Origin of the sequence: Collimonas fungivorans Ter331 (assembly GCF_000221045.1) — a bacterium.
Lineage (GTDB): Bacteria > Pseudomonadota > Gammaproteobacteria > Burkholderiales > Burkholderiaceae_D > Collimonas > Collimonas fungivorans_A.
In genome coordinates, this window is the sequence record NC_015856.1 from 156,432 (window position 1) to 181,243 (window position 24,812).

At 61.1% G+C, this 24,812-nt stretch carries 21 protein-coding genes; 17 read left to right on the plus strand and 4 right to left on the minus strand.

What is annotated here, in order from left to right; genetic code table 11:
- Positions 1–52 precede the first annotated feature (52 nt).
- Positions 53–1,252 carry an alanine transaminase gene (gene alaC / locus CFU_RS00640; protein WP_041742863.1) on the plus strand — a complete coding sequence of 400 codons (1,200 nt, stop codon included), beginning with the start codon at positions 53–55 and terminating at the stop codon, positions 1,250–1,252.
- 23 nt (positions 1,253–1,275) lie between these two features.
- On the opposite strand, the gene CFU_RS00645 is transcribed toward alaC, so the two are convergent.
- Positions 1,276–1,587, minus strand: a complete 312-nt coding sequence (locus CFU_RS00645; protein ID WP_041741018.1) for a DNA-binding protein — start codon at positions 1,585–1,587, stop codon at positions 1,276–1,278.
- Positions 1,588–1,913: 326 nt separating this feature from the next.
- On the opposite strand from CFU_RS00645, the gene tagH reads away from it, so the two are divergent.
- Genes tagH through CFU_RS23150 form a run of 4 tightly spaced genes read left to right on the plus strand, consistent with a single transcriptional unit; the run spans position 1,914 to position 6,163 of the window.
- Positions 1,914–3,104, plus strand: coding sequence for a type VI secretion system-associated FHA domain protein TagH (gene tagH / locus CFU_RS23580; protein WP_190275206.1), 1,191 nt, complete (start codon positions 1,914–1,916; stop codon positions 3,102–3,104).
- Positions 3,097–3,915, plus strand: coding sequence for a PP2C family protein-serine/threonine phosphatase (locus tag CFU_RS00655; RefSeq protein ID WP_014004121.1), 819 nt, complete (start codon positions 3,097–3,099; stop codon positions 3,913–3,915). The genes tagH and CFU_RS00655 overlap by 8 nt, the downstream gene beginning before the upstream one ends.
- 47 nt (positions 3,916–3,962) lie before the next feature.
- Positions 3,963–5,666 (plus strand): serine/threonine protein kinase, encoded by a 1,704-nt coding sequence (locus CFU_RS00660; protein ID WP_148264722.1) that lies wholly within the window; start codon positions 3,963–3,965, stop codon positions 5,664–5,666.
- Positions 5,667–5,689: 23 nt separating this feature from the next.
- Positions 5,690–6,163 (plus strand): TssQ family T6SS-associated lipoprotein, encoded by a 474-nt coding sequence (locus CFU_RS23150; protein WP_148264723.1) that lies wholly within the window; start codon positions 5,690–5,692, stop codon positions 6,161–6,163.
- A gap of 7 nt (positions 6,164–6,170) precedes the next feature.
- Here the strand turns inward: CFU_RS23150 and CFU_RS00670 are convergent, their stop codons facing one another.
- On the minus strand, positions 6,171–7,088 hold the full coding sequence (locus CFU_RS00670) for a LysR family transcriptional regulator (protein ID WP_014004124.1): 918 nt from the start codon (positions 7,086–7,088) through the stop codon (positions 6,171–6,173).
- Positions 7,089–7,304: 216 nt separating this feature from the next.
- On the opposite strand from CFU_RS00670, the gene CFU_RS00675 reads away from it, so the two are divergent.
- The 6 genes from CFU_RS00675 (at position 7,305) to CFU_RS00700 (ending at position 14,487) form a co-directional block, all read left to right on the plus strand.
- On the plus strand, positions 7,305–8,414 hold the full coding sequence (locus tag CFU_RS00675; RefSeq protein ID WP_014004125.1) for an amidohydrolase family protein: 1,110 nt from the start codon (positions 7,305–7,307) through the stop codon (positions 8,412–8,414).
- 123 nt (positions 8,415–8,537) lie between these two features.
- Positions 8,538–9,812: an SGNH/GDSL hydrolase family protein gene (locus CFU_RS00680; RefSeq protein WP_014004126.1), complete on the plus strand. Its 1,275-nt coding sequence runs from the start codon at positions 8,538–8,540 to the stop codon at positions 9,810–9,812.
- Positions 9,813–9,951: 139 nt separating this feature from the next.
- Positions 9,952–12,027, plus strand: a complete 2,076-nt coding sequence (locus CFU_RS00685) for an NADPH-dependent 2,4-dienoyl-CoA reductase (protein ID WP_041741019.1) — start codon at positions 9,952–9,954, stop codon at positions 12,025–12,027.
- A 224-nt stretch (positions 12,028–12,251) separates the two neighbouring features.
- Positions 12,252–13,238, plus strand: a complete 987-nt coding sequence (pip, locus tag CFU_RS00690; protein WP_014004128.1) for a prolyl aminopeptidase — start codon at positions 12,252–12,254, stop codon at positions 13,236–13,238.
- 86 nt (positions 13,239–13,324) lie between these two features.
- The gene (locus tag CFU_RS00695) at positions 13,325–13,858 is read left to right on the plus strand and encodes a hypothetical protein (RefSeq protein ID WP_014004129.1); all 534 of its coding nucleotides are present in this window, start codon (positions 13,325–13,327) and stop codon (positions 13,856–13,858) included.
- 158 nt (positions 13,859–14,016) lie between these two features.
- Positions 14,017–14,487: a hypothetical protein gene (locus CFU_RS00700; protein ID WP_014004130.1), complete on the plus strand. Its 471-nt coding sequence runs from the start codon at positions 14,017–14,019 to the stop codon at positions 14,485–14,487.
- 105 nt (positions 14,488–14,592) lie between these two features.
- Here CFU_RS00700 and CFU_RS24755 read toward each other — a convergent pair whose 3' ends face one another.
- Positions 14,593–14,745 (minus strand): hypothetical protein, encoded by a 153-nt coding sequence (locus CFU_RS24755; RefSeq protein WP_190275207.1) that lies wholly within the window; start codon positions 14,743–14,745, stop codon positions 14,593–14,595.
- A 164-nt stretch (positions 14,746–14,909) separates the two neighbouring features.
- Here CFU_RS24755 and CFU_RS00705 point away from each other — a divergent pair, with 164 nt between their 5' ends.
- From CFU_RS00705 to CFU_RS00725, 5 genes are all read left to right on the plus strand, one after another.
- Positions 14,910–16,049 (plus strand): branched-chain amino acid ABC transporter substrate-binding protein, encoded by a 1,140-nt coding sequence (locus tag CFU_RS00705; RefSeq protein ID WP_041741021.1) that lies wholly within the window; start codon positions 14,910–14,912, stop codon positions 16,047–16,049.
- Between the two features lie 30 nt (positions 16,050–16,079).
- Positions 16,080–16,784: a helix-turn-helix transcriptional regulator gene (locus CFU_RS00710; protein ID WP_014004133.1), complete on the plus strand. Its 705-nt coding sequence runs from the start codon at positions 16,080–16,082 to the stop codon at positions 16,782–16,784.
- 93 nt (positions 16,785–16,877) lie between these two features.
- Entirely contained in the window at positions 16,878–17,510 is a 633-nt protein-coding gene (locus CFU_RS00715; RefSeq protein WP_014004134.1) for a glutathione S-transferase family protein, read from the plus strand.
- Positions 17,511–17,749: 239 nt separating this feature from the next.
- Complete coding sequence (gene aspT / locus CFU_RS00720) at positions 17,750–19,435, plus strand: aspartate-alanine antiporter (RefSeq protein ID WP_041741022.1); 1,686 nt, start codon at positions 17,750–17,752, stop codon at positions 19,433–19,435.
- A 61-nt stretch (positions 19,436–19,496) separates the two neighbouring features.
- Positions 19,497–21,143: a bifunctional aspartate transaminase/aspartate 4-decarboxylase gene (locus tag CFU_RS00725; RefSeq protein WP_014004136.1), complete on the plus strand. Its 1,647-nt coding sequence runs from the start codon at positions 19,497–19,499 to the stop codon at positions 21,141–21,143.
- A gap of 40 nt (positions 21,144–21,183) precedes the next feature.
- Here the strand turns inward: CFU_RS00725 and CFU_RS00730 are convergent, their stop codons facing one another.
- A complete protein-coding gene (locus CFU_RS00730) occupies positions 21,184–22,455 on the minus strand; it encodes a cytochrome-c peroxidase (RefSeq protein ID WP_041741023.1) in 1,272 nt (423 codons plus the stop codon).
- A 197-nt stretch (positions 22,456–22,652) separates the two neighbouring features.
- Here CFU_RS00730 and acpA point away from each other — a divergent pair, with 197 nt between their 5' ends.
- Positions 22,653–24,806 carry an acid phosphatase gene (gene acpA / locus CFU_RS00735; protein ID WP_041741024.1) on the plus strand — a complete coding sequence of 718 codons (2,154 nt, stop codon included), beginning with the start codon at positions 22,653–22,655 and terminating at the stop codon, positions 24,804–24,806.
- Positions 24,807–24,812 lie beyond the last annotated feature (6 nt).

The following is a 24,812-nucleotide window of genomic DNA, read 5'->3' on the forward strand; positions in this document are numbered from 1 at the left end:
AATCCGTTCCAACGTCGCTCGGACGGTTCCGGGCGCTAACGTGAAAGAAAACATGTCTGAATCCCCAACTCCGCGCAGGTTTTCGCGCATCGATCGTCTTCCTCCCTACGTTTTCAACATCACCGCCGAGCTGAAAATGGCGGCGCGCCGGCGCGGCGAGGATATTGTCGACATGTCGATGGGCAATCCCGACGGCGCCACGCCGCCGCACATCGTCGACAAGCTGGTCGAGGTTTCGCAACGGCCCGACACCCACGGCTATTCTGCGTCCAAGGGCATTCCCCGTCTGCGGCGGGCGATCAGCCATTGGTACAAGAAGCGCTACGACGTCGAATTCAATCCGGATACCGAAGCGATCGTCACCATCGGTTCCAAGGAAGGGCTGGCGCACCTGATGCTGGCGACGCTGGATCGCGGCGATACGGTGCTGGTGCCGAATCCGAGTTATCCGATCCACATCTACGGCGCGGTGATTGCCGGCGCCGACATCCGTTCGGTGCGCATGAGCCCGGGCGTGGATTTTTTCGCCGAGCTGGAGCGGGCGATACGGGAAAGTTATCCTAAGCCGAAAATGATGGTGCTGGGTTTTCCCTCCAATCCGACGGCCCAATGCGTAGAGCTGGAATTTTTCGAGCGCGTGGTCAAGCTGGCCAAGGAACACAACATCCTGGTAGTGCACGACCTGGCGTATGCCGACATCGTCTTCGACGGCTGGCAGGCGCCTTCCATCATGCAGGTGCCGGGCGCGCGCGATGTCGCGGTGGAGTTTTTCACGCTGTCGAAAAGCTACAACATGGCCGGCTGGCGCATCGGCTTCATGGTCGGCAACAAGGAACTGGTGGCGGCGCTGGCGCGCATCAAGAGCTACCACGACTACGGCAGTTTCACGCCGGTGCAGGTAGCGGCGATCGCGGCGCTGGAAGGCGACCAGCAGTGCGTCAAGGATATCTGCGCAAAATACCAGAGCCGGCGCGACGTGCTGGCCAAGGGTTTGCATGAGGCTGGCTGGATGGTGGATATCCCGAAAGCATCGATGTACATCTGGGCGCACATACCGGAAGCCTACCGCCATCTGGGATCGCTGGAATTTGCCAAGCAGCTGCTGGAAAAAGCCAAGGTATGTGTCTCGCCGGGCATCGGTTTCGGAGAATACGGCGACGAGTATGTGCGCTTTGCGCTGATCGAAAACGAAGCCCGGATCCGGCAGGCGGTCCGCGGCATCAAGGCCATGTTGCGCGATCCCAAGCCGTAAGGGAGTTGCGCTGCCCGCATACGCTAAGTGTGTGCGGGCGGCGCGGCCACGGCTTGCACGGCAAGGCGCAGTCCCACCGCTTTCAGGATGGCGGCAAGGCTGCTCAATGCAGGATTTCCGGCCGGCGACAGGATACGATACAGCTGGGTCGGATTCAGCTGCGCCGTTTCCGCCACGGTTTGCATGCCGCCAAAAGCCTTGGTCATTTGCCGCAGCGCGATCAGCAGGTCGCTCTGGTCGCCGTCGGCAAGGATGCTGTTGAGCATCTGGATGGCGTAAGCGGGGTCGTCGCGGTATACCTCGGCCATGGCGTCGTCATGCATTCTGTCTTTCATAACCCAATCTCCTTTGCTCGTCTTACGAGATTCTGCTCTTTTCATTTTCACTTATAAACGAACTTACCTCATTTTTCCAGGTTAATACCAGGTTAAAGCTCCTTGTTCTCAGCTGACAGAAAGTGTCACCAAGGTTGACAAGAGAGGGCAGGTTTTCCTGCGGAAAGCCACATAAAAGCTGGGTTTTCCCATCTTTTTTACAAATTCGAGGCAGCATTTCTTGGGCATGAAACTTGCGATCAGGCAAGTAACGATGGGCCGGTCGATTTGCGCAAACGCTGCGCATGTTTGTACTGTGTCCGCAAAGCCCGGCATGGAACGAATCAATGATTAAAATTAGTGTCATTTCTTACAATAATGTGGCGCCCGAAGCGCCCTTGTCGGCCGTGTTCGGCCGTGAGCCGAAAACCCTGGGCCGCAGCGAAGAGAATTATTTCGTGCTGGCCGATCCCAGGAATTTCGTCTCGCGCATCCAGGCCGAGATCAAAAGCGACGGCATCCGTCAATCCATCACCAATCTCAGCCGCGCCAATCCGATACTGCTGAACGGACATGAGATCGATGCCGAGGAAGAATACGATTTACAGATAGGCGACGAAATCCAGATCGGACTGTACTTATTGCGCGCGGAGGCGCAGCTCAACTTAATGAAAGATAACCCTGACATGACCAACCAGTCCGGCCAGCCATCGGCCAATCCGGTGAAACGGGTAAGCGGCGGCAAGCCTTTGCTGAGCGTATCCGAGACCCGCCTGGCGGCGCTCGCGCAATTGAACCTGGAGCTGGCGGCAACTGCCAACGCAGCCTTGCCGACCTCGCCGGTGCGTCCGCTGAACACGATCCCGCGGGCGGCTGCGAATCCGGCGCCGGCCGGTCCCGGCGAAGATAGCCCGGCCGAGCCGTCCGCATCGGGCGAAGCGCTGGTGCAGGCGTTCATGAAAGGCGCCGGTTTGCCGGCAGGGTCCCTGGCGTCGGAACTGACGCCGGAAATGATGGAAATCGTCGGCAAGCTGCTGGCGACGGCGGTGCAGGGCACGATAGACCTGAACGCCTCGCGTGCGCTGGTAAAACGCGAAGCACATGCGGATGTGACCAAGGTAGTGGTCAGGAATAATAATCCGCTGAAATTCTTTTCCGACAGCCAGACCGTGCTGATCCAGATGCTGCGCAAGAAAATGCCGGGTTTCATGGGCGCCACCGAAGCCATGCAGGACGCTTACCAGGATTTGCAGGCGCACCAGGTGGGCGTGGTTTCGGGCATGCGCGCCACCATGAACGAGATGCTGCAGCGTTTCAATCCTGAAGTCATGGAGCGGCGTTCGAAAAAAGGCGGCGCGCTCGATGCGCTGATGCCGTCCAAGCGCAAGGCAAAGTTATGGGATGCCTATGCCGAGCGTTACCAGCGGATTATCGCGGAATCCTCGCAGGACGATTTCCAGACCTTGTTCGGCAAGGCATTTTTGCAGGCTTACGAAAGAAAAGTGGAAAAGCAGAGAAGAGAGACGCAGCATGCCTGAGCAATCGCTGCTGGCCGACATGGCGGTGCCGGTTGCCTTGAGCCTGGCGCAGTTGAGCCACGCCGGCGGCCGCCAGGTCAACCAGGATTCCTGGGGCAGCGTGCTGCAGGAAGACCTGGCTTGCGTGATTGTCGCTGACGGCGTCGGCGGCCAGTACGGCGGCGAGATCGCCTCGAATATCGTGGTCCATTCGATCATGGAAATGTTTGTCGAAGAAGCTTCTTTCGGTCCGCGCGCGCTGCAGTCCTATATCGAGCACGCGGTGGCGCAGCTGAACCGGCGCCAGGCGCAGATCCCGCGCCTGAAAGACATGAGCTCGACGGTGGCGGTGCTGCTGATCGATCAAACCAACCGTTGCGCGCTGTGGGGCCACATGGGCGATACCCGCGTCTATCTGTTCCGCCGCCACAAGCTGCTGAGCGCGACCAAGGACCACAGCCTGATCCAGCAGTTCGTCGATGCCGGCCATTGTTCCCCCGAGCAGTTGCGCAGGCATCCGCGCCGCAGCATCCTGAGCGCCGCCGTCGGCGTCGAGGGCAGCGCGCCCGCCGAGGTGACCCAGAACGCGGTCCAGATACAGGACGGCGACGCCTTCCTGATCTGCTCCGACGGTTTCTGGGAATGGATCAGCGAGGCGGAGATGGAGCAGGCCGCAAGCCAGGTCACGAGTCAGGCAAGTTCTGCCCAGGAGTGGCTGGACCTGATGCATGCTGTCGTGAAAAAGAACGGCAGCGCTTCCAATATTCCACTGGATAACTGTACTGCGTTTACAATTCGTGTTGCTGAGCCTCGATCTTCAGCGAGCCGTTAGTGCTGATAGCCGTCCAGAATAATATTAAAACGCCGAATCCAGAGAATATGCAAAACGCCAAGCCGCTTGATCCGCAAGAAACGACGGCTGTCGAAAACTGCCTGCCCAAAGGCACCCGGCTGGCCGATTTCGAAATCATCGGCGTGATCGGCGAAGGCGGCTTTGGCATAGTCTACTTTGCCTTCGACCGCTCGCTGCGGCGCATGGTGGCGATCAAGGAATACATGCCGGGCACGCTTGCCGGGCGGGGGCCGGATAAAAAAGTCGTGGTGCGTTCGCAGCGTCACCGCGAAACCTTCACCATCGGCCTCAAGAGTTTCATCAAGGAAGCGCGCCTGCTGGCGCAATTCGACCATCCGGCGCTGATCAAGGTCTACCGTTTCTGGGAACAGAACAACACTGCCTACATGGCGATGCGCTACTACGAAGGCCGTACCCTCAAAAGCGTGGTGCAGAATTCGCCGGCGCAGGTGACCGAAGCCTGGCTGAAAAGCATGCTCAAGCCGATGCTGGAAGCGCTCGACGCCATGTACCGGGTGCAGATACTGCATCGCGACATCTCGCCCGACAATATCATGATCCAGAAAAGCGGCGAAGCCGTGCTGCTGGATTTCGGCGCGGCGCGCCAGATCATCGGCGACATGACCCATTCGCTGACGGTGATCCTGAAGCCGGGATATGCGCCGGTCGAGCAGTATGCCGACGACGCCATGATGAAGCAGGGGCCATGGACCGATATCTATTCGCTGTCGGCAGTGATCTATTTCGCCATCGTCAAGAGCGCGCCGCCGACCTCCGTGGCGCGCATGATCAAGGACCCGATCCTGTCCTTGCAGGACGGCGAGTACAGCGGCTTCAGCAAGGAGTTCCTGGCTGCCATCGACAAGGGCCTGGCAGTCAAGCCGGACGACCGGCCGCAATCGATAGAAGAATTCCGCAAGCTGCTGGACCTGGAGCTGTCGGTGCCGATGCCGATGCCGGACAATGAAGCTTCCGCCCCGGTCGCATTTCGCCTGCCGAGCCGGAAGAAGCCCGGCGACGAACCAACCATAGCCAACGATAGACATGCCCGCAAGCGGCCGGTTACACCGCCAAGCGTGCTGGACAAAACGCTGAGGGCTCCTGCCTGGTGGATTGGCGCTGCCGTCGCCGTGCTGGCGCTGGGCGGCTATCTGTGGCTCAAGCCGGCCCGCTTGCCTAAGACGCCGGTGGCCGCGGCGCGGGTGGCCGCACCCGCCTCCGTTCCCACGCCCGCTCCCGCTGCATCGCCGACGGCGTCCAAGCAAGCTGCCGCGCCGGCTGAACAGGTCCTCGATGAAGAAACCATCGCCTGGGAGACATTGAAACAGCAGAACGGCGCGCCGCCGCAGCAGATCGAGGCTTTCCTGGAGAAGTATCCGAACGGTCAGCATGCGGGAACGGCGCGGTCCGGGCTGGCGCAGCGGCAAGACAAAGGCGCGGAGAACGTTGCGGCAGCCAAGCCAGCCGTGCTCAAGGAGGCCGAGGTAAAAGCGGTCGATGCAAAAGTGGTCAATGCTACCGGCATAATTTCGCTGACCATCAAGCCGTGGGGCAACGTGCTGGTCGACGGCAGCATGAAGGGCGTTAGCCCGCCATTGAAAAAGCTGATCCTGCCGGAAGGCAAACATCAGATCAAGCTGCTCAATCCGAGTTTTCCTGACCGGGTTTTTGAAATTGACGTCAGTCCGAAAAAATCGCGTAATATCGACTACGATTTTTCGTCCCACTAATGCATTTCAGCAAAGAACGCGTCATGACCCCCTCTTTTACCCGTATCAGCAGCTTTGCGATGCTGGCTGCAGCCGTCATGCTTGGCGCTTGCGACACTCTCGACACCATCACCAAACCGGCAACGGCAGCGTCGACGCCAGGCGGATCGACAGCAACGGCGGCTGCCGCCGCCGTCCCGGAACCGCCGGCGCCGCCAGCCGCCTTGACCGACGGCATCGCCCTTTACAACAAGGGCAGTTACAGCGCCGCCATCAAGCGCTTTACCAATACTCCCGAGATCTGGTCGGCGGATATCGCGACCCAGACCGAAGCCCTGAAATACATGGCTTTCAGCTATTGCGTGACTTCCAGGAAGAAGCTGTGCCGGCAGCAATTCGACAAGGCCCTGAAGCTCGATCCCGGCTTTGACCTGACTGCCGGCGAAAAGGGCCATCCGCTGTGGGGGCCGGTATTCAACCAGGCCAAGAAGGCGGCTGCAACCACCGCAAAAAAATAAGGTTGCCCTAGCGTCCGAAGTGCGGCGCGGAGAATCCCGGCAGCTGCGGGATCCGCTCCGTCATGAAGTTCATGAAAATCGTGGCGCGCAGCGACTGGTAGCGGCGCGACGGATACAGCAGCGAGGCTTCCTGCCCCGCTGCGCTCCACCCCGGCAGGACGCGCCGCAGCTGGCCCGATTCGAGCAAGTCGTGCACCAGCCAGGACGGACAGATGCCGAGGCCGGCGCCCATCAGGAAACTCTCGCGTATCGCCAGCGAACTGTTGACCAGGTAGCCGCTGCGGGTAGCAATCTGCACCGTGCCGCCCGGGCCGCTGAGCTGGCTCACTTCGCCATTGGCCGGCCGCGCAAAGCCGATATAACGATGGCTGGCCAGGTCTTCGGGCCGCCTGATTTCCGGGTGGCGCGCCAGGTAGGCCGGCGCCGCCACCAGGTAGCGCTGCGCACTGGCGATCTTGCGCGCAATCATGTTCGGCGGCAGCGAACCGGCCAGCCGCAGCGCCACGTCGACGCCGTCTTCCACCAGGTCGACGAAGCGGTCGTTCAGGATCAGCTCCACCTCGATCTCCGGATGCAGCTCCAGGAACTCCAGCACCAGCGCGTTCAGCCTCAGCTGGCCCAGGCCGAGCGGCGCATTGACGCGCAACAGGCCGGTCGGCTTCTCGGTCAGGCCGCGGGCGTCGCTGACGGCTTCGCTGAATTCTTCCAGCACGCGTTTGGCGCGCTCATAAAAACGCTTGCCTTGCTCGGTGGTGGTCAGGCTGGTGGTGCTGCGCTCCAGCAGACGCACTCCGAGCTGCTTTTCCAGCGCGGCGATGGTCTTGCTGACGGTCGGTTGTGTGCTGTGCTGCTCGCGCGCTACTGCCGACAGGCTGCCGAGCTCGACGGCCCGCACGAAGCTGCGGCATGCCTTGATTTGGTCCATGTCATTCTGATCTGGAATGGTGATAGCGGATTATCGGTCTTCTTTTGCGATATCGGGAAGAAGCCGTCGATTTATTTATTTCCACAAGGAAATGTTTGATATAAAGTCATCGTTGGCGGTTTGCCAAGCATTTTAAGAAAAGCCCATGGCTTGAGCGCAAGGCAGGCATGCTAAATTTCCAACTTCCTTGTCGATTCACTAATCCAGGAGATTGCGATGAATGTTTGCAGGCTTTTATTCCGTTCCGCCGTGCCGGCGACGCTGGCGATGGCTTTCAGCGGCGCCGCCGTCGGCCTGACGCTGGAGGATTACACCAACCCCAGCCCGGCTTGTTTCAACCGCGCTACCCAGCCGCACCTGACTGTGGCCGATACGCATATCCACTTCCGCCCGTTCGGCGGCGAATCGGTTTCCTACCACGACATGCTGAAGCTCATGGCCGACAACGGCGTGGTGTTCGGCGGCGTAATGGGCATAGGCCAGCGCCTGCCATGGGATGCGCGTCCCGGCTGCGATTCCTACCAGGATTGCCGGGACCTGCCGGCCAACCCCACCATCAAGAACGATTTCGTCAACGCCGCCAATTTTGCCGAGTTCAAGTCGCCGGGCCGTCAACTGGTGTTTTCCATGACCTTTCCGGACCTGGCCAGGCCGGCCGAGATTCCTGCCCTGATTGCCCTATACGACAAGGAGTATCCGGGACTGTTCAAGCTGATGGGTGAAGCCAACGTAGTCAAGCAAGCGCTGTTCCCCAATGGCCATGTACCGGTTACTACGGCCCAGATCGACCAATGGGCGGATTTCATGAAAATCCTGCGCGAACGCAATATCCCGCTGGCCCTGCATTCCGACCTGGGCAACGATACGGGGGAGCCCACCAAGTATCGCCTGCTTCTCGAGCATGTGCTGAGGACATATCCGGATAACAAAATCATCTGGCTGCACCTCGGCATGTCGAGCCAGCAGGTGGCGATGGATCCCTTGAACCATATCCTGCTGCTGCAGGGCATGCTGGATCGCTTTCCCAATCTGTACCTCGATATTTCCTGGGGTGTGCTGGAGCAAAATTACTTCAGCAAGTATCGCCAGGGTTATGTCGATTTCATCAATCGCAATTCCAGCCGCATCATCACCGGCAGCGACTATGTAGCGTACAAGAACAAGCAGCCGGCTTATAACTATGCCGATGAGCTCAAGACTTCCAGCGCAATGAATGCCTATCTGAACAACGACGCATTCCGCAACATCGCGCTGGGCCAGACCTACCTGACCTTGCTGGGCATGAACGCGACGTATAACGCGCCGCAAATCTGTCCCTCGCGCTAGGCCGGATTTGAGGATGCTCATTCCCAATTGGAATGAGCATCATGCAATTCAAGCCTCTACCATGCGCAACATGAAGGGCCTATCTTAGCGTTATCGTATTCCGATAAATCCAAGGAGCTCTTCATGCGTCATCTGAAAATTACCGCGGCCCTCGCCCTCCTGTCGGCTCTGGCACTGCCGGCCGGCATTACGCGGGCGGCCGACAGCAATCCTGTGCAGCCGGCCTGGAGCGCCAGCTGGACGGCCAGTCCGCAACCGGTCTGGGAAGCCGGCTTCGCCTTGTCGACCAACATCCCGGCCAGCCTGTCGAACCAGACCATTCGCCAGATAGCGCGCATCAGCCTGGGCGGCAAGCGCGCCAGGGTCGTATTGTCCAACGAATACGGCACGACGCCGCTGACCGTGGGTGCGGCGCATATTGCTTTGACTGCGCTGGCCGGCAGCGGCTCGGACATCTTGGCCGGCACTGACCGCGTCCTTACCTTCGGCGGCCGCGATGTGGTGACGATTGCGCCTGGCGCGTCGGCGTTCAGCGATCCGGTCGATCTCGAACTGGCGCCGCTGGCTCAGGTCGCGGTCAGCATCTTTCTGCCGCAAGCCACGCCGCTGACCACCTTCCACTGGGATGGCAAGCAGACTGCCTACATCGGACCAGGCAACCTGGCGGCGGCGCCCCTGATCAAGGCTAGCCAGACGCTGGAAGCGCGTTTGTTCCTCAGCGCGATCCTGGTCGAAGCCGCGCCCGCGGCGCGGGTGGTGGCGGCCTTCGGCGATTCGATCACCGACGGCGCCGGCTCCACCCCGGACCGCAACCAGCGCTGGCCCGACCAGCTGGCGCAACGGCTGGTCAAGCAAAACGTCGCGGTAATCAACGCCGGCATTTCGGGCGCCAGGGTGCTGAGCGACAAGATGGGCGTCAACGCCCTCGCCCGCTTCGAGCGCGATGTGCTCAACCAGCCCGGCCTCGATAGCGTGATCCTGCTGATGGGCATCAACGACATCGGCTGGCCCGGCAGCAGCTTCACGCCGCAGGACCCTGCCTTGGCGGCGCAGCGCCTGATCGACGGCTATCGCCAGCTGATAGCGCGGGCGCGCCTGCACCATGTACGCATCGTCGGCGCTACCCTGACGCCGTTCGAGGGTGCATTGCAGGATACGGCGCTGAAAGGCTATTATTCCGCGAGCAAGGAGCAGACCCGCCAGGCGGTGAACCACTGGATACGCAGCAGCGGCGAATTCGACGCGGTCATCGATTTCGACGCCGTGCTCAGGGATCCGAAGCATCGGCGGCGCTTCCTGCCCGCCTTCGATTCGGGCGACCACCTGCATCCAGGCGACCGTGGTTACCGCGCCATGGCGGATGCGATTGATCTGGCAACATTGTTAGGTTCGCGTTGACCGGCCGGGATGCCTCGAAATAGGTTAGTGGCTCTAATCGCCGCTGAAACAGGGCGGTTTCAGCGATCTGCCGGCGCTTTTCAGGTAGATTCCGGCCTGTCGCCGACTTTTGCAGCGCTATCGCTTCTTGGAAAAACCTATGTCCCATCCTGTCTACCCGCACCTGCTCGCCCCGCTCGACCTCGGTTTCACCACCCTCAAGAACCGGGTGGTGATGGGTTCCATGCACACCGGCCTGGAAGACCGCTTTTTCCACTATGGCAAGCTGGCGGAATATTTCCGGGCGCGCGCCAAGGGCGGCGTCGGCCTGATCGTGACCGGCGGCATTTCTCCCAGCCGGCAGGGCTGGCTGCTGCCGTTCGGCGGCACCATGAACAGCGTGGGCGACATCCACAACCACAAGCGCCTGACCAGCGCCGTGCACGAAGAAGGCGGCAAGATCGTAATGCAGATCCTGCATGCCGGACGCTATGGCTACCAGCCGTTCGTGGTGTCGGCCTCGGCCATCAAGTCGCCGATTTCGCCGTTCAAGCCGCGTGCCCTGAGCGAAAGCGGGATCCAGTCCACCATCGCGGCTTACGCGCGCTGCGCCGAACTGGCCCAGCGCGCCGACTACGACGGCGTGGAAATCATGGGCAGCGAGGGTTACCTGCTGAACCAGTTCCTGTCGCCGCGCACCAACCGGCGCCAGGACCAGTGGGGCGGCAGCATCGAGAACCGCATGCGGCTGGCGCTGGAAATCGTGCGGCGCATGCGCGCTGCAGTCGGCGAGCGCTTCATCATCATGTACCGCCTGTCCTTGCTGGACCTGGTGGAAGGTGGCAATACCGGCGCCGAAGTGGTGGCGGTGGCGCAGGCGCTGGAACAGGCCGGCGTGACCTTGATCAATACCGGCGTCGGCTGGCATGAAGCGCGCATCCCGACCATCGTCACTTCGGTGCCGCGCGGCGCGTTCCGTGAAGCGACGGCGCGCCTCAAGCGCGCGGTCAAGATCCCGGTGATCGCTTCCAACCGCATCAATACGCCGGAAGTGGCTGAGCAGATCCTGGCGGAAGGCGACGCCGACATGGTGTCGATGGCGCGGCCGTTCCTGGCCGATCCCGAATTCGTGCTGAAGGCGCAGCAGAACCGCGCCGATGAAATCAATACCTGCATCGGCTGCAACCAGGCTTGCCTCGATCACACTTTCAAGCGCCAGCGCGCAACCTGCCTGGTCAATCCGCAGGCTTGCCATGAAACCGAACTGGTATACCGGCGCACCGTCAAAGCGCGGCGGGTGGCGGTGATCGGCGCCGGCCCGGCCGGCTTGTCAGCAGCTACCGTGGCAGCCGAACGCGGCCACCAGGTGACGCTGTTCGAGGCCGCGGCCCAGATCGGCGGGCAGTTCAATATCGCCATGCAGATTCCTGGCAAGGAAGAATTCAGCGAAACCATCCGCTACTTCCATCACCGCCTCAAACGCACCGGCGTCGCGCTGCAGCTGAACCAGCGCGTCAGCCGCGAGCAGCTGGCGGCGCTCGGTTTCGACGACGTCATCGTGGCGACCGGCGTGACGCCGCGCAATCTGCGCATGCCGGGGATCGACCATCCGATGGTGCTGTCCTATCTCGACGTATTGCAGCGCAAGGCGCCGGTCGGCAAGCGGGTAGCGGTGATCGGCGCCGGCGGCATCGGCTTCGATTTGTGCGAATTCCTGCTGCACGATGCGCATGTGCCTTTGCCGGTGCCGATTGCGGAATGGATGGATGAATGGGGCGTCGATCCCCTGGCGGTGGAATCGGGCGGATTGCGGCCGGCGGCGACGGTCGTGCCGGTGCGCGAAATCCATCTGCTGCAGCGTAAGCAGAGCAAGGTGGGCGCGGGCTTGGGCAAGACGTCAGGCTGGGTGCATCGCAGCGTGATGCAGCGGAATGGCGTACAGATGCTGGCCGGGGTCGATTACCAGCGGATTGACGATCAGGGTTTGCATGTCAGCGTGGGCGGCGTGGACCGTTTGCTGGCAGTGGATAATGTGGTGATCTGCGCCGGGCAGGAATCCCTGCACGACTTGATCCCGGCAGAGGCCATTGCGCCTGGCAAGCCGGGCGAGGCGGTGAAAACCATGGCGCAGCAAACGGGCTTGCGTTATCACGTGATTGGCGGCGCGTCGTTTGCCAGCGAGCTGGATGCAAAACGTGCAATACGCGAAGGCGCGGAGCTCGCCGCAGCACTGTAGTTAAATGGGGTCAGAGTTTTTTTTCGCAGTCCTTTGCGAAAATTACTCTGACCCCATTTAACGGGCCACGGAGTGCGTACGCCCACATTCGACGGTCTTCGTTCGTAGTTACCTAGAACCTCCGCTAGCCACATGATTGTCCGTCAGGGAACCCTCCCCCGCTGGACGCGATCGCCATAGTTGCTTATGATCTTCATTCCAGACTCCCACAAGGAAACGATCTCATGACAACCAGCCAACCCGCTGTGCAGCAAACCGCCACTCCACAATTACGTGGCTTGTACCCGCCGCTGGAGCCGTTTAAATCCGGCTTGCTGGACGTGGGCGACGGCCATCAGGTGTATTGGGAGTTGTGCGGCAATCCTGATGGCAAGCCTGCGGTATTCCTGCATGGCGGTCCGGGCGGGGGTTGCAATGCTGATCACCGGCGCTTGTTCAATCCGGAAAAATATTGCGTCATGCTGTTCGACCAGCGCGGTTGCGGGCGGTCGACGCCGCACGCTAACCTGGAAGCCAACACGACCTGGCATCTGGTGGCCGATATCGAACGGCTGCGCGGGATGCTAGGGGCTGAAAAATGGCTGGTGTTTGGCGGTTCATGGGGCAGCACCCTGGCCCTGGCGTATGCCGAGAAACATCCGCAGCATGTCAGCGAGCTGGTGCTGCGCGGCATATTCACCGGCACGCATGAAGAGGTGCAATGGTATTACCAGGACGGCGCGTCGCGCCAGTTTCCGGACAAGTGGGAAGATTTCCTGGCGCCGATTCCCGAGGCCGAGCGGCACGACATGGTGGCAGCCTATAGCCGCCGCCTGACCGGTTCCGACGAAACCGCCAAGCTGGCGGCGGCGAAAGCATGGAGCGTATGGGAAGGCAGCACGGTCAAGCTGATTCCCGATCCTGCGCTGGCCGAAGCGCACGACGAACCGGAATTTGCAATCGCTTTTGCCCGCATCGAAAATCATTATTTCACCCACGGCTGTTTTTTTGAAGATGACCAGTTACTGCGCGATGTCGCACAGCTGCGGAATATCCCCGGCGTTATCGTGCAAGGCCGCTACGATGTCTGCTGCACGCCGAAAACCGCATGGGCCTTGCATAAGGCTTGGCCGGAAGCGGAACTGTACATCGTTGCCGATGCCGGGCATGCGTATAGCGAGCCCGGCATCTTGCATCAGCTGATTCTGGCGACCGACAAGTTCGCCGCCTGAGCAGAAACTGAGCGACGGCGGTGCAAGCGGAGGGCGCCTTGCCCTCCAAAAAATGCTGCAATGGCTGATCATTCAGGAGATCCGGTATGCCGTCACCGCTTCGCTTGCGACATGCATTGCCAGTCTTGCTGGCGGCAGCCGGAATGATCTCGCCGGCCTGCGGCGAAACTCTGAAAAACTGGTTCAACGATCCATTCATCCAGGTGCGCAGCGCCGTCGCCGACTGCCCGCAACCGCTGGGGCCGCTGGCGAGCGAAGAAGAGATGCGCAAGGAAACGCACTGGCGCAGCGAACGCGGCACCACCTGCTGGCTCGCCGGGAAATGCGACAAATCGAATTCCTATCTGTACGACGCGCCGATCGCGCGCTCGGTGCAAACGCATTTTGCGACCGAGCCGGGATTCGCCCGCAACAGCAGCCTATGGCTGACCTTCCAGCGCCGCTTCGTCTGGATCGAGGGCTGCAGCGCCGATCCAGCCGTCGATGCCGCCGCGCTGGAAACGTTCGTCCGCGCTGAACCGGATATCGAACGGGTGATTGTTAACCTGCGCATAGCGGGTGACAGCAAGCCGCCCTATCCGCTGGCGCCGAACGCCATGCCGCTGCCGCCACCCAAATAAATTGACGCCGGATGTCCGCCTGGCCTTCGATTGTTAAGCTGAACGTAACAATCGACGCCAGGAATTTTCGGTTTGCGAAAGGCGGCAAACCGTTTAGAGTGGCCGTGCGGCGCGCGGGATGAGCCAGCGCGCTGTGCCTGGAAAACAAAAGGTAAGTTATGAAATTGTCCCTGATCCCCCTGCTGTTTAGCGCTCTGCTGGTGTCCGATATAGTGAAGGCGGATGATCTGTCGATGTCCATCGGCGACATGCTGACCGACAAGGATGTGATGCAGGCCGCCAATGCCTGCCTGCTGAGGCATCCGAAAGGCGCCAATGAATTTGTCGAAAACGTTTATCCCATGAATCACGGCATGGTGGGCGTCGTCACCGCCGATGCTTCCGGCCGCCGCTACGATTGCAATGCCGAACTGGGCACCGGGAAAGTGCGCGGCAGCGAACCGATAGTAGAACCGAAGGGACCGCTGTTCGTGTCGGTCAGGCAGATGCAGGCGCCGCCGCAAGGCGAATGTTTCAGCAGCAGCCCGCTGGTGATCGGCAAGCAGCTGCAAGGCTGGCTATTGAGCCAGACCGGAAAATGCGGTGGTGTATCCTGGAACGGCATCGCCGCTGGCGCGAAAAGCCAATAACTATATTCCCGATAACTTCTCTTCATCAGACCTTACCAGTGCTACCGAACTCGCTGTAGCGCTAGGCTGCGTATCAAATGATGCCGCAACGGTAAAAATACACCGCTAGTCGGTATCGAAATCCATTTTTCTTGCCGCCATGGACGTTAGTGCCGTACATGGAAAGTCGACCAGCCCGGCCAGCGTCGAACTCTTGCCGCAGCATGTGCAGCGGGTGGTTTCCGGGACCTTGTTGCACTCGTATGGATTATGGTTCATGACGGTGGCGGCGAAAAAGGGTGGCAGCGGAGAATATTGGGCTGGAGCCATTATAGCCACAAGCGCCACACGGCTTGTGTGTAGAATAAACGCCGCTGGAACAGTTGCCAGGAGGCTGGGATAATCGCAGCACTTCAACCAAATTCAAACCCCGGGGAGAAAACATGCAGAATCATGCCAAAACAGCCTTGCTGGCCGCCGCCGTCGCCTTGACCTTCGGCACTGCCGCGCAGGCCCAGGAGCAAATCGTGAAGATTGCGCACGTCGGCCCGATTACCGGTCCGGTGGCGCATGTCGGCAAGGACAATGAAAACGGCGCACGCATGGCGATCGACGATTTGAACGCCAGGCACCTGGTCATCGGCGGCAAGAAGATCCAGTTCGTATTGCAGGCTGAAGACGACGCCAGCGATCCGAAACAGGCCACCAGCGTCGCCCAGAAACTGGTCGACGCCAAAGTGGCGGGGGTAGTCGGGCATTTGCAGTCGGGCACCTCGATTCCTGCATCGAAGATTTATTTCGACGCCGGCATCCCGCAAATCTCGCCTTCCGCCACCAGCGCCAAATATACCGAACAAGGATTCAACACCACCTTCCGCGTGGTGGCCAACGATTCCCAGCTTGGCGCCGCGATGGGCCGCTATGCGGCAAAAACCCTGCATGCAAAAAAGATCGCGGTGATTGACGACCGCACTGCCTATGGCCAAGGGCTGGCCGCGGAATTCCTGAAAGACGCCAAGGCCAACGGCGTCGAAGTGGTGTCGACCCAGTACACCAGCGACCGGGCGACCGATTTCAGCGCCATCCTGACCGCGGTCAAGGCCAAGCAGCCGGACCTGATTTTCTTCGGCGGCATCGACGCCAGCGCCGGCACCATGCTGCGCCAGATGCGGCAACTTGGCATCACCGCCAACTTCATGGGCGGCGATGCCATCTGCACCGGCGCCCTGCCGCGCCTGGCCGGCGAGGGCCTGATCGACGACAAGGTTTATTGCGCGATCGCGGGCGGGGTTGAAAACCCTGCGCCGCTGGATGCTTTCAAGGCTGCTTACAAGAAAAAATACAATGCCGACATCGTCCAGTACGCGCCGTATACCTACGACGCCGTGATGATCATCGCAAAAGCCATGCAGCAGGCCGATTCGGTCGACCCCAAGAAATATCTGCCGGCGCTTGGCAAGATCCAGTATACCGGCGTCACCGGCAAGATCGGCTTTGACAGCAAGGGCGACATCAAGAACGGCACGCTGTCGATCTATACCTTCAGGAACGGCCAGCAGACCCTGTTGACATTGACCAAGTAGATGAGCAAGTAGGCAGGCGAAGGAGGCGCATTGGCACAAGCAGCAAGCCGTACCGGACGATTGTTCATGCTGATGGACGCCTTGCGCAGCCATCGCCGGCCGGTTACCGCTGCCCGTCTGGCGGAGCAGATGTCGGTCTCGGTGCGCACCATTTATCGCGACATGCAGACCCTGATCGAGCTGGGCGCGCCGGTAGAAGGCGAGGCCGGCCTCGGCTACGTCTTGCGCGCCGGCTTCTTCCTGCCGCCGTTGATGTTCAGCGAAGACGAGCTGGAAGCGCTGGTGCTGGGGGCGAGCTGGGTCAGGCAGCAAGGCGACGACGGCCTGGCGCAGGCCGCCAAGAGCGCGCTCAGCAAGATCGCCGCCGCTGCGCCGCTGGACCTGCGCGACAGCATGGCGAACACAGGGTTGCTGGCCGCCAGCTACCTGGAAGAAGCGCCCGGCAACAATACGCTGGGGCCGATCCGTGAAGCGATCCGGCGCCAGCACAAGATCAATATCAGCTATCGCGACGAGAGCGGCAGCGCTACCGAAAGACTGGTCTGGCCGATTGCGCTGGCGTTCTTCGAGGGCAAGCGGCTGCTGATCGCCTGGTGCGAGCTGCGCAACGGCTTCCGCCACTTCCGCAACGACAGGATCAACGTCCTGACGCTGACCAAGGTGCGTTATCCGCAGCAGCGCAGCGTGCTGCTGCAAGCCTGGCGCCGTGAAAATCCTTTCGGCGACGGCGAGTAGCGCCTGCTTGTCGGAACACTACTGACACAGCCTGTCAGCACCCCGGGGCTAAGATGCAGATATCGCATCAACAACCGCCGGGAGATCGTCGTCATGCGCCTCTATCATCACCCCATTTCATCCAATGCGCGGCGGGTCGTCATGACCGCGCACCACCTCGGCCTGCCGCTCGAGCTGGTGCTGCTTGACCTGTCCAGCGCCGAGCAGCGCAAGCATCTGCTGGCGATCAATCCCAATGAAAAAATCCCGGTCCTGGTGGACGGCGAGTTCATCCTATGGGAATCCTGCGCGATCATGCAATACCTGGCCGACAAGACGCCGGGCCAGACGGTATACCCGGCAGAGCTGCAGGCCCGGGCCGATGTCAACCGCTGGATGTTCTGGTCGGCCCAGCACTTCGCGCCGGCGATCAGCATTTTTTACTGGGAAAATTTCATCAAGGGATTGATCGGCGCCGGCCGCCCCGATCCGGTCGAACTGCAGCGCGGACTGACCGACCTCGAGACCTTTGCCGGTGTGCTCGACAGCCACCTGGCGCGACGCCGATGGGTATCGGGACCGGGCCTGACCCTGGCCGACCTGGCGATCGCGGCGCCGCTGATGGCAGCCGCAGCAGGGCATGTGCCGCTGCAGCCGTACCCCAACCTGCGCGCCTGGTTCGAGCGCGTGCAAGAGCTCGACGCCTGGCGCCAGACCACGCTTGAGGAAGAACTGCTGATAGCCTGAGCGCGGCGGACACACTGCTGCTTCAAGCCAGTCTTTCTTCGGCGGCATGCGCCGCCAGCCCGCATCGCTCCTCCTTTTCGCCCCATAAAACAGTCGCTATTTCTTTTTGGAAATAGCGACTCTGCTATTATTGGGATGCCATTTTGCAACTTTCCAAGGCTTCATCCGCACAAGTCGTGCTGGCAGCGACACCGATTGATTGAGCAAACTGCATTTCTCAAAAGGAAAGGATGTCCCTTATGGAGTGGCTGCATGAATTATTCAAGAAATCCCCGGAAATAGCGCTGTTTTTATCGCTGGCGGTCGGTTATGCCGTCGGCAAGATCAGGTTCGGCAAGTTCCAGCTCGGCGGCGTCGCCGGTTCTTTGCTGGTGGCGGTGCTGGTCAGCCAGGTCGGGGTGCAGGTCGATCCGGGCGTCAAGGCAGTGCTGTTCGCGCTTTTCATTTATGCGGTCGGCTACGAAAGCGGTCCGCAATTCTTCAACTCGCTGGGCAAACAATCGATCCGGGAAATCGTCCTGGCGGCGATCCTGGCGCTGACCGGCCTGGCGACGGTAGTCGTGATGGCCAAGCTGTTCGGCCTCGACAAGGGACTGGCTGCGGGTGTCGCCGCCGGCGGCCTGACGCAGTCGGCGATCATCGGCACCGCCGGCGACGCCATTACCAAACTGGGGCTGGATGCCGCCGAGGTGGCGCGCCTGCAGGGCAATGTCGCGGTGGGTTACGCGGTGACTTACGTGTTCGGCTCTTTCGGCGCCATCATTGTCTGCGTCAACATCTTGCCGAAACTGATGGGGCGCAGCATCCGCGAAGATGCGATCAAGGCCGAGACGGCGATGCAGGCCGGGGTCAAGGTGCTGGGGCCGGAGCAGCATGCGGCGCTGCCGGAACTGGTCGGCCGCCTGTATGAAATCACCCAGGGCAAGATTTCGGTCGAGGAAGTGGAAAATCTCGATCCTGCCACCGCCATCACCATTGAAAGAGTCAAGCGCGCCGGCCAGGTGATCGAGGTCAGTCCGCAACTGCTGCTGCTGCCGCACGACATCGTGCTGGTGGTCGGCCGCCGGGAAGCGGTGGTCAGCACTTCCGGTTTCCTGGGCAAGGAAGCGTATGCGGTGGAAGGCATGGAGCTGACCATGCAGCACCGGGAAGTGGTGCTGACCAACAAGGAATTCCACAATAAAAGCGTGGCGGAAATCCGCACCCAGACTGCCGGCGACGTACGGCACGGCATTTACGTGGTGCAGATCAGCCGCATGGGGCAGGTGCTGCCGATCCTGCCGGAAACCATCGTCCAGGTGGGCGACGTGGTGTCCATCTACGGCGCCGAACAAGACGTCAAGCGCGTCGCCGATATCGTCGGTTATGTGATCGTGCCGAGCGCCAAGACCGATTTTGTCTATCTCGGCGCCGGCCTGGTGGCGGGTTTGCTGGTAGGCCTGCTGGTGGCCAAGGTCGGCTCGATTCCGCTGACGCTGGGCAGCGGCGGCGGCGCCCTGCTTTCCGGCCTGCTGTTCGGCTGGTTCCGCTCCCGCCACCAGTCGTTCGGCGCCATGCCGGCCGGCGCGGTGCAGATCCTGAAAGACCTGGGCCTGGCCGGTTTCGTGGTGGTGGTCGGCCTGTCGTCCGGGCTGCAGGCGGTGCAGACCGTGCGCCAGCAGGGTTTCACCATCTTCGGCGTCGGCGTGGTGGTGACCATCCTGCCGATGATCCTGACCATGCTGATCGGCCGCTACATCCTGCGCTACGACAATACTGCCGTATTCGCCGGCGCCTTGAGCGGCTCGCGCAGCGCCAATCCGGCTTTCGGCGAGGTGCTCGACAAAGCGGAGAATGCCATTCCCACCGTGCCTTTCGCCATTACCTATGCACTGGCCAATGTGTTCCTGACGTTATTGGGACCGCTGATCGTGGCGCTGGTCTGATCTTGTTTGTGCCTCTCAGTCCGCTGCGGCGGATTCAATCTATCGAATAAGGAGTATCAGAATGGATTTCAGCAATCCGGATAAACTCGCCCTGCTCAGCCCGTTTGAATTGAAAGATGCATTGATCCAGGTGGCGTCGGGCGCTGACCGCGCCATGCTCAACGCCGGCCGCGGCAACCCGAATTTCCTGGCAACCACGCCGCGCCACGGTTTTTTCCAGTTCGGCCTGTTCGCCATGAGCGAAGCCGAGCGCTCCTATGTCTACATGGACGGCGTCGGCGGATTCCCGCAGCGCGACGGCATCGAGGCGCGTTTCGAGATTTTCACCAAGGCCCATGCCGGCGTCGACGGCGTGCGTTTCATCGAAGCCGCCGTGTCTTACGTGCGCGACCAGCTGGGCCTGTCGGCCGGCGCTTTCCTCTACGAGATGTGCGTCGCCATCCTCGGCTGCAACTATCCGGTGCCGGACCGCATGCTGAGCCTGAGCGAGAAGATCGTCGGCCAGTACATCCGCCAGGAGATGATCGGCGAGCAGCCGTTCATCGGTAATTTCGACATGTATGCGGTGGAAGGTGGCACCGCCGCCATGACCTACATTTTCAACAGCCTGCGCGAAAACCATATCCTCCAGGCCGGCGACACCATCGCCCTGGGCATGCCGATCTTCACACCGTATATCGAAATCCCGCACCTCAACGACTACCAGCTGCTCGAGCTGCTGATCGATGCGCCGCCCGAGAACAACTGGCAGTTCACCAAGAAGGAGCTCGACAAGCTGCTCGATCCCAAGGTCAAGGCCTTCTTCCTTGTCAATCCCAGCAACCCGCCGTCGGTCAGGATCAACGATGAGACGCTGGCGTATATCGCCGAGATCGTCCGGCAGCGCCCCGACCTGATCATCCTGACCGACGATGTGTACGGCACCTTCGCAGACGATTTCGTATCGCTGTTTGCGATCTGTCCCTACAACACTATCCTGGTGTATTCGTTCTCCAAGTATTTCGGCGCCACCGGCTGGCGCATGGGGGTAGTCGCCACGCATGAAAACAATGTCCTGGACGACAAGATCGCGGCGCTGCCCGAGGCGCGGCGCAAGGAGCTGGACCTGCGCTACAACTCGATCACCACTGAGCCGCGTGCGCTGAAATTCATCGACCGGCTGGTGGCCGACAGCCGCACCGTGGCGCTCAACCACACCGCCGGGCTGTCGACCCCGGTGCAGGCGCAGATGACCTTGTTCTCTTTGTATTCATTGCTGGACGAGCCGCAGAATTACAAGAAATCGATGAAACGCATCGTCCTGCGCCGCAAGGAAGCGCTGTACCGGGCGCTGGGATTGCCGCTGCCGGTCGACGCCGATTCGGTCAGCTACTATCACCTGCTCGACATGGAAACGCTGGCCACGGAAATGTACGGCGCCGATTTTGCCAAGTGGATGGTGAAACGCCTGAAGCCTAACGAGGCGCTGTTCCGGCTGGCGGAAGAAACCGGCGTGATCCTGCTGCCCGGCCGCGGCTTCGGCACGGCGCATGCGTCGGCGCGGGTATCGCTGGCCAACCTCAACGAATACGACTACACCAACATCGGCACGGCGATCCGCAAGCTGGCGCTGGAATTTCACGCATTGTTCGAGAAAGGCGCCGGCAGCGGCAAGGCGGCCGCCGGCAAATCGAAACCGGTGAAGAGCGCGAAGAAAACCAGGAAATAACGCAGGCGGCCCATGGAATCCCGTGGGCCTTGCCGTTTTCTTATGGGCGGTAACCGTCGTTCAGGGTTTTCAGGAAGGCGATGACATCCTTGATCTCGCCATCCGTGAGCGCCGGCCGGTCGCCTGGCTTGCGGTCGAACGGCGCTTCGACATTGACGTTGCCATGATAGGCCTCGGGCAGGTCGTCGAATTTGCGCACCTTGCCATCTTTATCGCGCGGATACCATTTCTGCGGCTGGGTATCGCGCTGCACGTAGAACTTCATCACCTGCTCCAGGCTGGTGAAAGCGCCGTTGTGGAAAAACACCTGGCGCGTGGCGACGTTGCGCAAGGACGGTGTCTTGAACATGCCGCAATATTCGGTCTTGTCCTTGAGGTCGGTGCGGTCCGGGCCGCACAAGCCCATGTCGAAATATTTCGGATCGGCGTTGGCCGGAATATTCTTGTTGCGCGGCACGCCGATGGCAATCAGGCCGTAGTCGGTAAATTGCGGAAACGCGCCGCTGGCGGTGATTTCACTGATATGGCATGAGGCGCAGTTGCCTTTGGACGCATCGTTGAACAGGCGCAAGCCGTTCAACTCCTGTTTGCTGAGCTGGGTTTGCTGGCGCAGGAAGGCGTCGTACTTGCTGTTGTACGGATAAAACTCGGTCGGGCTCTCCTGGAATACTTCCAGCGCCATCAACGCCCACTTGAAAGCCTGTTCCTGGTTGTCGAAAATATCTTCGCCGAAGGTGGCGCGGAATTGCGCCACGTAGCTGGCCTTCTTCAGTTTCTCCACCACTTCAGCCGCACTCGCATTGCCCATTTCGTGTGCCGACAACAGCGGAATCCGCGCCTGGTCGTGGGTCGATGGCGCGCGGCCGTCCCAGTTGTGGCCGCCTGTGGGGCCGGCGTCGATGCTGTCGTCGCCGTCGTCGTCGAAGAAATGCTCGGTGAATGCCGGCACGTTCTGTATATAGCGCAGCGAAGGCACGGCGCGCGTGCCCAGCGTTTTCATTTCCTTGCCGCCCAGCTGCACCGCCAGGTTGTTGGGCGGACCGAATGCATGGTCGGGACTGTGGCAGGTAGCGCAAGACATCTTGCCCGAGGCCGACAGCGAGGGATCGGAGAACATGGTGCGGCCGAGCGCGGTCATGGCGGCCACCGAGGGCTGCTTTTTCAGCGTCGGCGCATAGGCGGCGCCGACGTAGGCCGGGGCAGCAGGCTTGGCGGCTTCAGCGTCCGCATGCTGTTGGCCGCAGCCGTTCAGGGCAAGCACGGCGACGCCGCTCATGAATACAATGACTGCCGCAATGACCGCTGGTTTCATAGGAATGTTGACAAGCCTCGGAGGACGAGCGGAGCGCTGCGCCGCGTTGAATTGAATGGGAGGCAAGCCTAGCAGCGTTGTGTGACAGAACGATGACACATCCACATCCCAAAAATAAATGGCGGCCGCTACCGCATTTCACACAGCTGACATATTCGGGGCATACGATTGCGCTTTTTATCGCCCGGGGAGGGTATATGAAGCGGACCATGCAATGGCTGCCAGAAACGATGGCAGCGGTAGCAACAGTGACACTAGCGGCGGGCTTGAGCGCATGCGGCGGTGGCGGCGGTGGCTCGATCGGCGATTCCGGCGGCGCCGTGACCAGCGGCCAGGTGACCGGCAGCTATTATGAAAAAGCCAAGGTCTGCTTCGAAGACAAGGTAAAGAAAGCAACCTGCGACGCCGCCTCGCCGGTAACCACGACGGCTGCCGACGGTTCCTATTCCCTCAAAGGCCAGGGCGCGGTAGTGGCTACTGTCGGTACCGACGCCGTCCGCCATGAAGCGCTGGGCGACAAAGGCAGCGCCGTCACCCAGAAACTGGTGTTCCGGGCGCCGTCCGGCCACAGCGCTTTCGTCAGCGCCATTTCGACCGAACTGGCGACGGCCATGGACGCCAACGGCGGCGATTTCGCCGACGCCAGCAAGAAGCTGGCCGCCAAGATCGGCACTGCCGAAGCCAACCTGCTGGCCGACATCAACAAGCTGGGCGGCAACGACCAGGCCAAGCTGAAAGCGGAAGCAGCAGCCGTCAACGCCGCCATCGCAGCGGCTATTGCCCAAGGCGGCAATGTCGACCTGGGCCAGGCCCTGGGCAGCGCGCTGGCCATGAACAATATCCAGAACGTCGTGGTGATCTTTGCCGAGAACCGCGGTTTCGACAACCTGTACGGCCTGTTCCCTGGCGCCAACGGCATTCCCGGCGTCAATCCGACCTCGGCTTCCAGCTACGTGCCGCAAAAGGATTTCGACGGCAGCACCCTGCCGGTCCTGCCGCCTACCTGGGGCGGCATGACCCTGGCCGGCCAGAGCACCGTCATCACGCAAGCGCAGTCGGCCAACCTGCCGAACAAGCCGTTCCAGATCGACGATGTCAACAGCCCGATCGCCATGTCGTCGACCGTGATCACGCGCGACCTGGTGCATCGTTTCTTCAATAACCAGATGCAGATCAACGGCGGCAAGAACGATAAATTCGCCGCTTACTCGGACGCCGGCGGCCTCACCATGGGCTATTACGACGGCAGCAAGATGAAGCTGTGGAATATCGCCAAGCAGTACACGCTGGCCGACAACTTCTTCATGGGCGCCTTCGGCGGTTCCTTCCTGACCCACCAGTACCTGATCTGCGCCTGCGCGCCGACTTACCCGAACGCCGACGCCGCCACTTCGCCTGCCAAGGGCAACATTTCGGCCGTCACGCTCGACGCCAGCGGCAACCTGGTCGGCCTGACCCCAGGCACCGGCAACCCGACTTCGGTATTGAACGGGGCACCGGTCTATCAAAAGGACAGCACCATCACGCCGAAAGACGCCGCCGGCATGTTCTACGCGGTCAACACCATGCAGCCGCCGTACCAGCCTAGCGGCAACAACGCCGCTGCGGTCGCTGCTTACGCCGATCCGACCAAAGCCACCACCCTGCCGGTGCAGACCCAGACCAACATCGGCGACGAGCTGACCTCCAAGGGCATCGACTGGGCCTGGTATGCCGGCGCCTGGAACGCCGCCCTGGCCGATGCGCCGAACGCCACCCGCAACGTGATCTACAGCGGCAAGGTCCAGTTCCAGCCGCATCACCAGCCGTTCAACTACTACAGCCGCTTCGATCCGGCCACCGCCACCGGCGCTGCCGAGCGGGCCAGCCACCTGAAGGATTTCGACGCTTCGTTCCTGCAGGATGCAGCCGCCGGCAAACTGCCTGCAGTCGCGTTCTACAAACCGCAAGGCAACCTGAACCAGCATCCAGGTTATGCCAACGTGGCTGACGGCGACGCCCATATCGCCGACGTCATCGCCAAGCTGCAAGCCAGCCCGCAATGGAAGAACATGCTGATCGTGGTGACCTACGATGAAAACGGCGGTTTCTGGGATCACGTGGCGCCGCCCAAGGGCGACCGCTGGGGTCCGGGCATGCGCTTGCCGACTCTGCTGGTGTCGCCGTATGCGAAGAAGGGTTTCGTCGACCACACCCAGTACGACACTGCTTCCATCCTGCGTTTCATCACCAACCGCTATTCGCTGCCGGTGCTGCCCGGCATCACCGCTCGCGACAAGGCGCTGGTGGCGAACGGCGCCAAGCCGATGGGCGACCTGACAGGCGCGTTGACTCCGGTTCCGCAGGAATAAGCTGAC

Coding starts and splice junctions, on each gene's coding strand:
- alaC (WP_041742863.1), top strand. CDS start 53: ATGTCTGAATCCCCAACTCCGCGCAGGTTTTCGCGCATCGATCGTCTT.
- CFU_RS00645 (WP_041741018.1), bottom strand. CDS start 1,587: ATGAAAGACAGAATGCATGACGACGCCATGGCCGAGGTATACCGCGAC.
- tagH (WP_190275206.1), top strand. CDS start 1,914: ATGATTAAAATTAGTGTCATTTCTTACAATAATGTGGCGCCCGAAGCG.
- CFU_RS00655 (WP_014004121.1), top strand. CDS start 3,097: ATGCCTGAGCAATCGCTGCTGGCCGACATGGCGGTGCCGGTTGCCTTG.
- CFU_RS00660 (WP_148264722.1), top strand. CDS start 3,963: ATGCAAAACGCCAAGCCGCTTGATCCGCAAGAAACGACGGCTGTCGAA.
- CFU_RS23150 (WP_148264723.1), top strand. CDS start 5,690: ATGACCCCCTCTTTTACCCGTATCAGCAGCTTTGCGATGCTGGCTGCA.
- CFU_RS00670 (WP_014004124.1), bottom strand. CDS start 7,088: ATGGACCAAATCAAGGCATGCCGCAGCTTCGTGCGGGCCGTCGAGCTC.
- CFU_RS00675 (WP_014004125.1), top strand. CDS start 7,305: ATGAATGTTTGCAGGCTTTTATTCCGTTCCGCCGTGCCGGCGACGCTG.
- CFU_RS00680 (WP_014004126.1), top strand. CDS start 8,538: ATGCGTCATCTGAAAATTACCGCGGCCCTCGCCCTCCTGTCGGCTCTG.
- CFU_RS00685 (WP_041741019.1), top strand. CDS start 9,952: ATGTCCCATCCTGTCTACCCGCACCTGCTCGCCCCGCTCGACCTCGGT.
- pip (WP_014004128.1), top strand. CDS start 12,252: ATGACAACCAGCCAACCCGCTGTGCAGCAAACCGCCACTCCACAATTA.
- CFU_RS00695 (WP_014004129.1), top strand. CDS start 13,325: ATGCCGTCACCGCTTCGCTTGCGACATGCATTGCCAGTCTTGCTGGCG.
- CFU_RS00700 (WP_014004130.1), top strand. CDS start 14,017: ATGAAATTGTCCCTGATCCCCCTGCTGTTTAGCGCTCTGCTGGTGTCC.
- CFU_RS24755 (WP_190275207.1), bottom strand. CDS start 14,745: ATGAACCATAATCCATACGAGTGCAACAAGGTCCCGGAAACCACCCGC.
- CFU_RS00705 (WP_041741021.1), top strand. CDS start 14,910: ATGCAGAATCATGCCAAAACAGCCTTGCTGGCCGCCGCCGTCGCCTTG.
- CFU_RS00715 (WP_014004134.1), top strand. CDS start 16,878: ATGCGCCTCTATCATCACCCCATTTCATCCAATGCGCGGCGGGTCGTC.
- aspT (WP_041741022.1), top strand. CDS start 17,750: ATGGAGTGGCTGCATGAATTATTCAAGAAATCCCCGGAAATAGCGCTG.
- CFU_RS00725 (WP_014004136.1), top strand. CDS start 19,497: ATGGATTTCAGCAATCCGGATAAACTCGCCCTGCTCAGCCCGTTTGAA.
- CFU_RS00730 (WP_041741023.1), bottom strand. CDS start 22,455: ATGAAACCAGCGGTCATTGCGGCAGTCATTGTATTCATGAGCGGCGTC.
- acpA (WP_041741024.1), top strand. CDS start 22,653: ATGAAGCGGACCATGCAATGGCTGCCAGAAACGATGGCAGCGGTAGCA.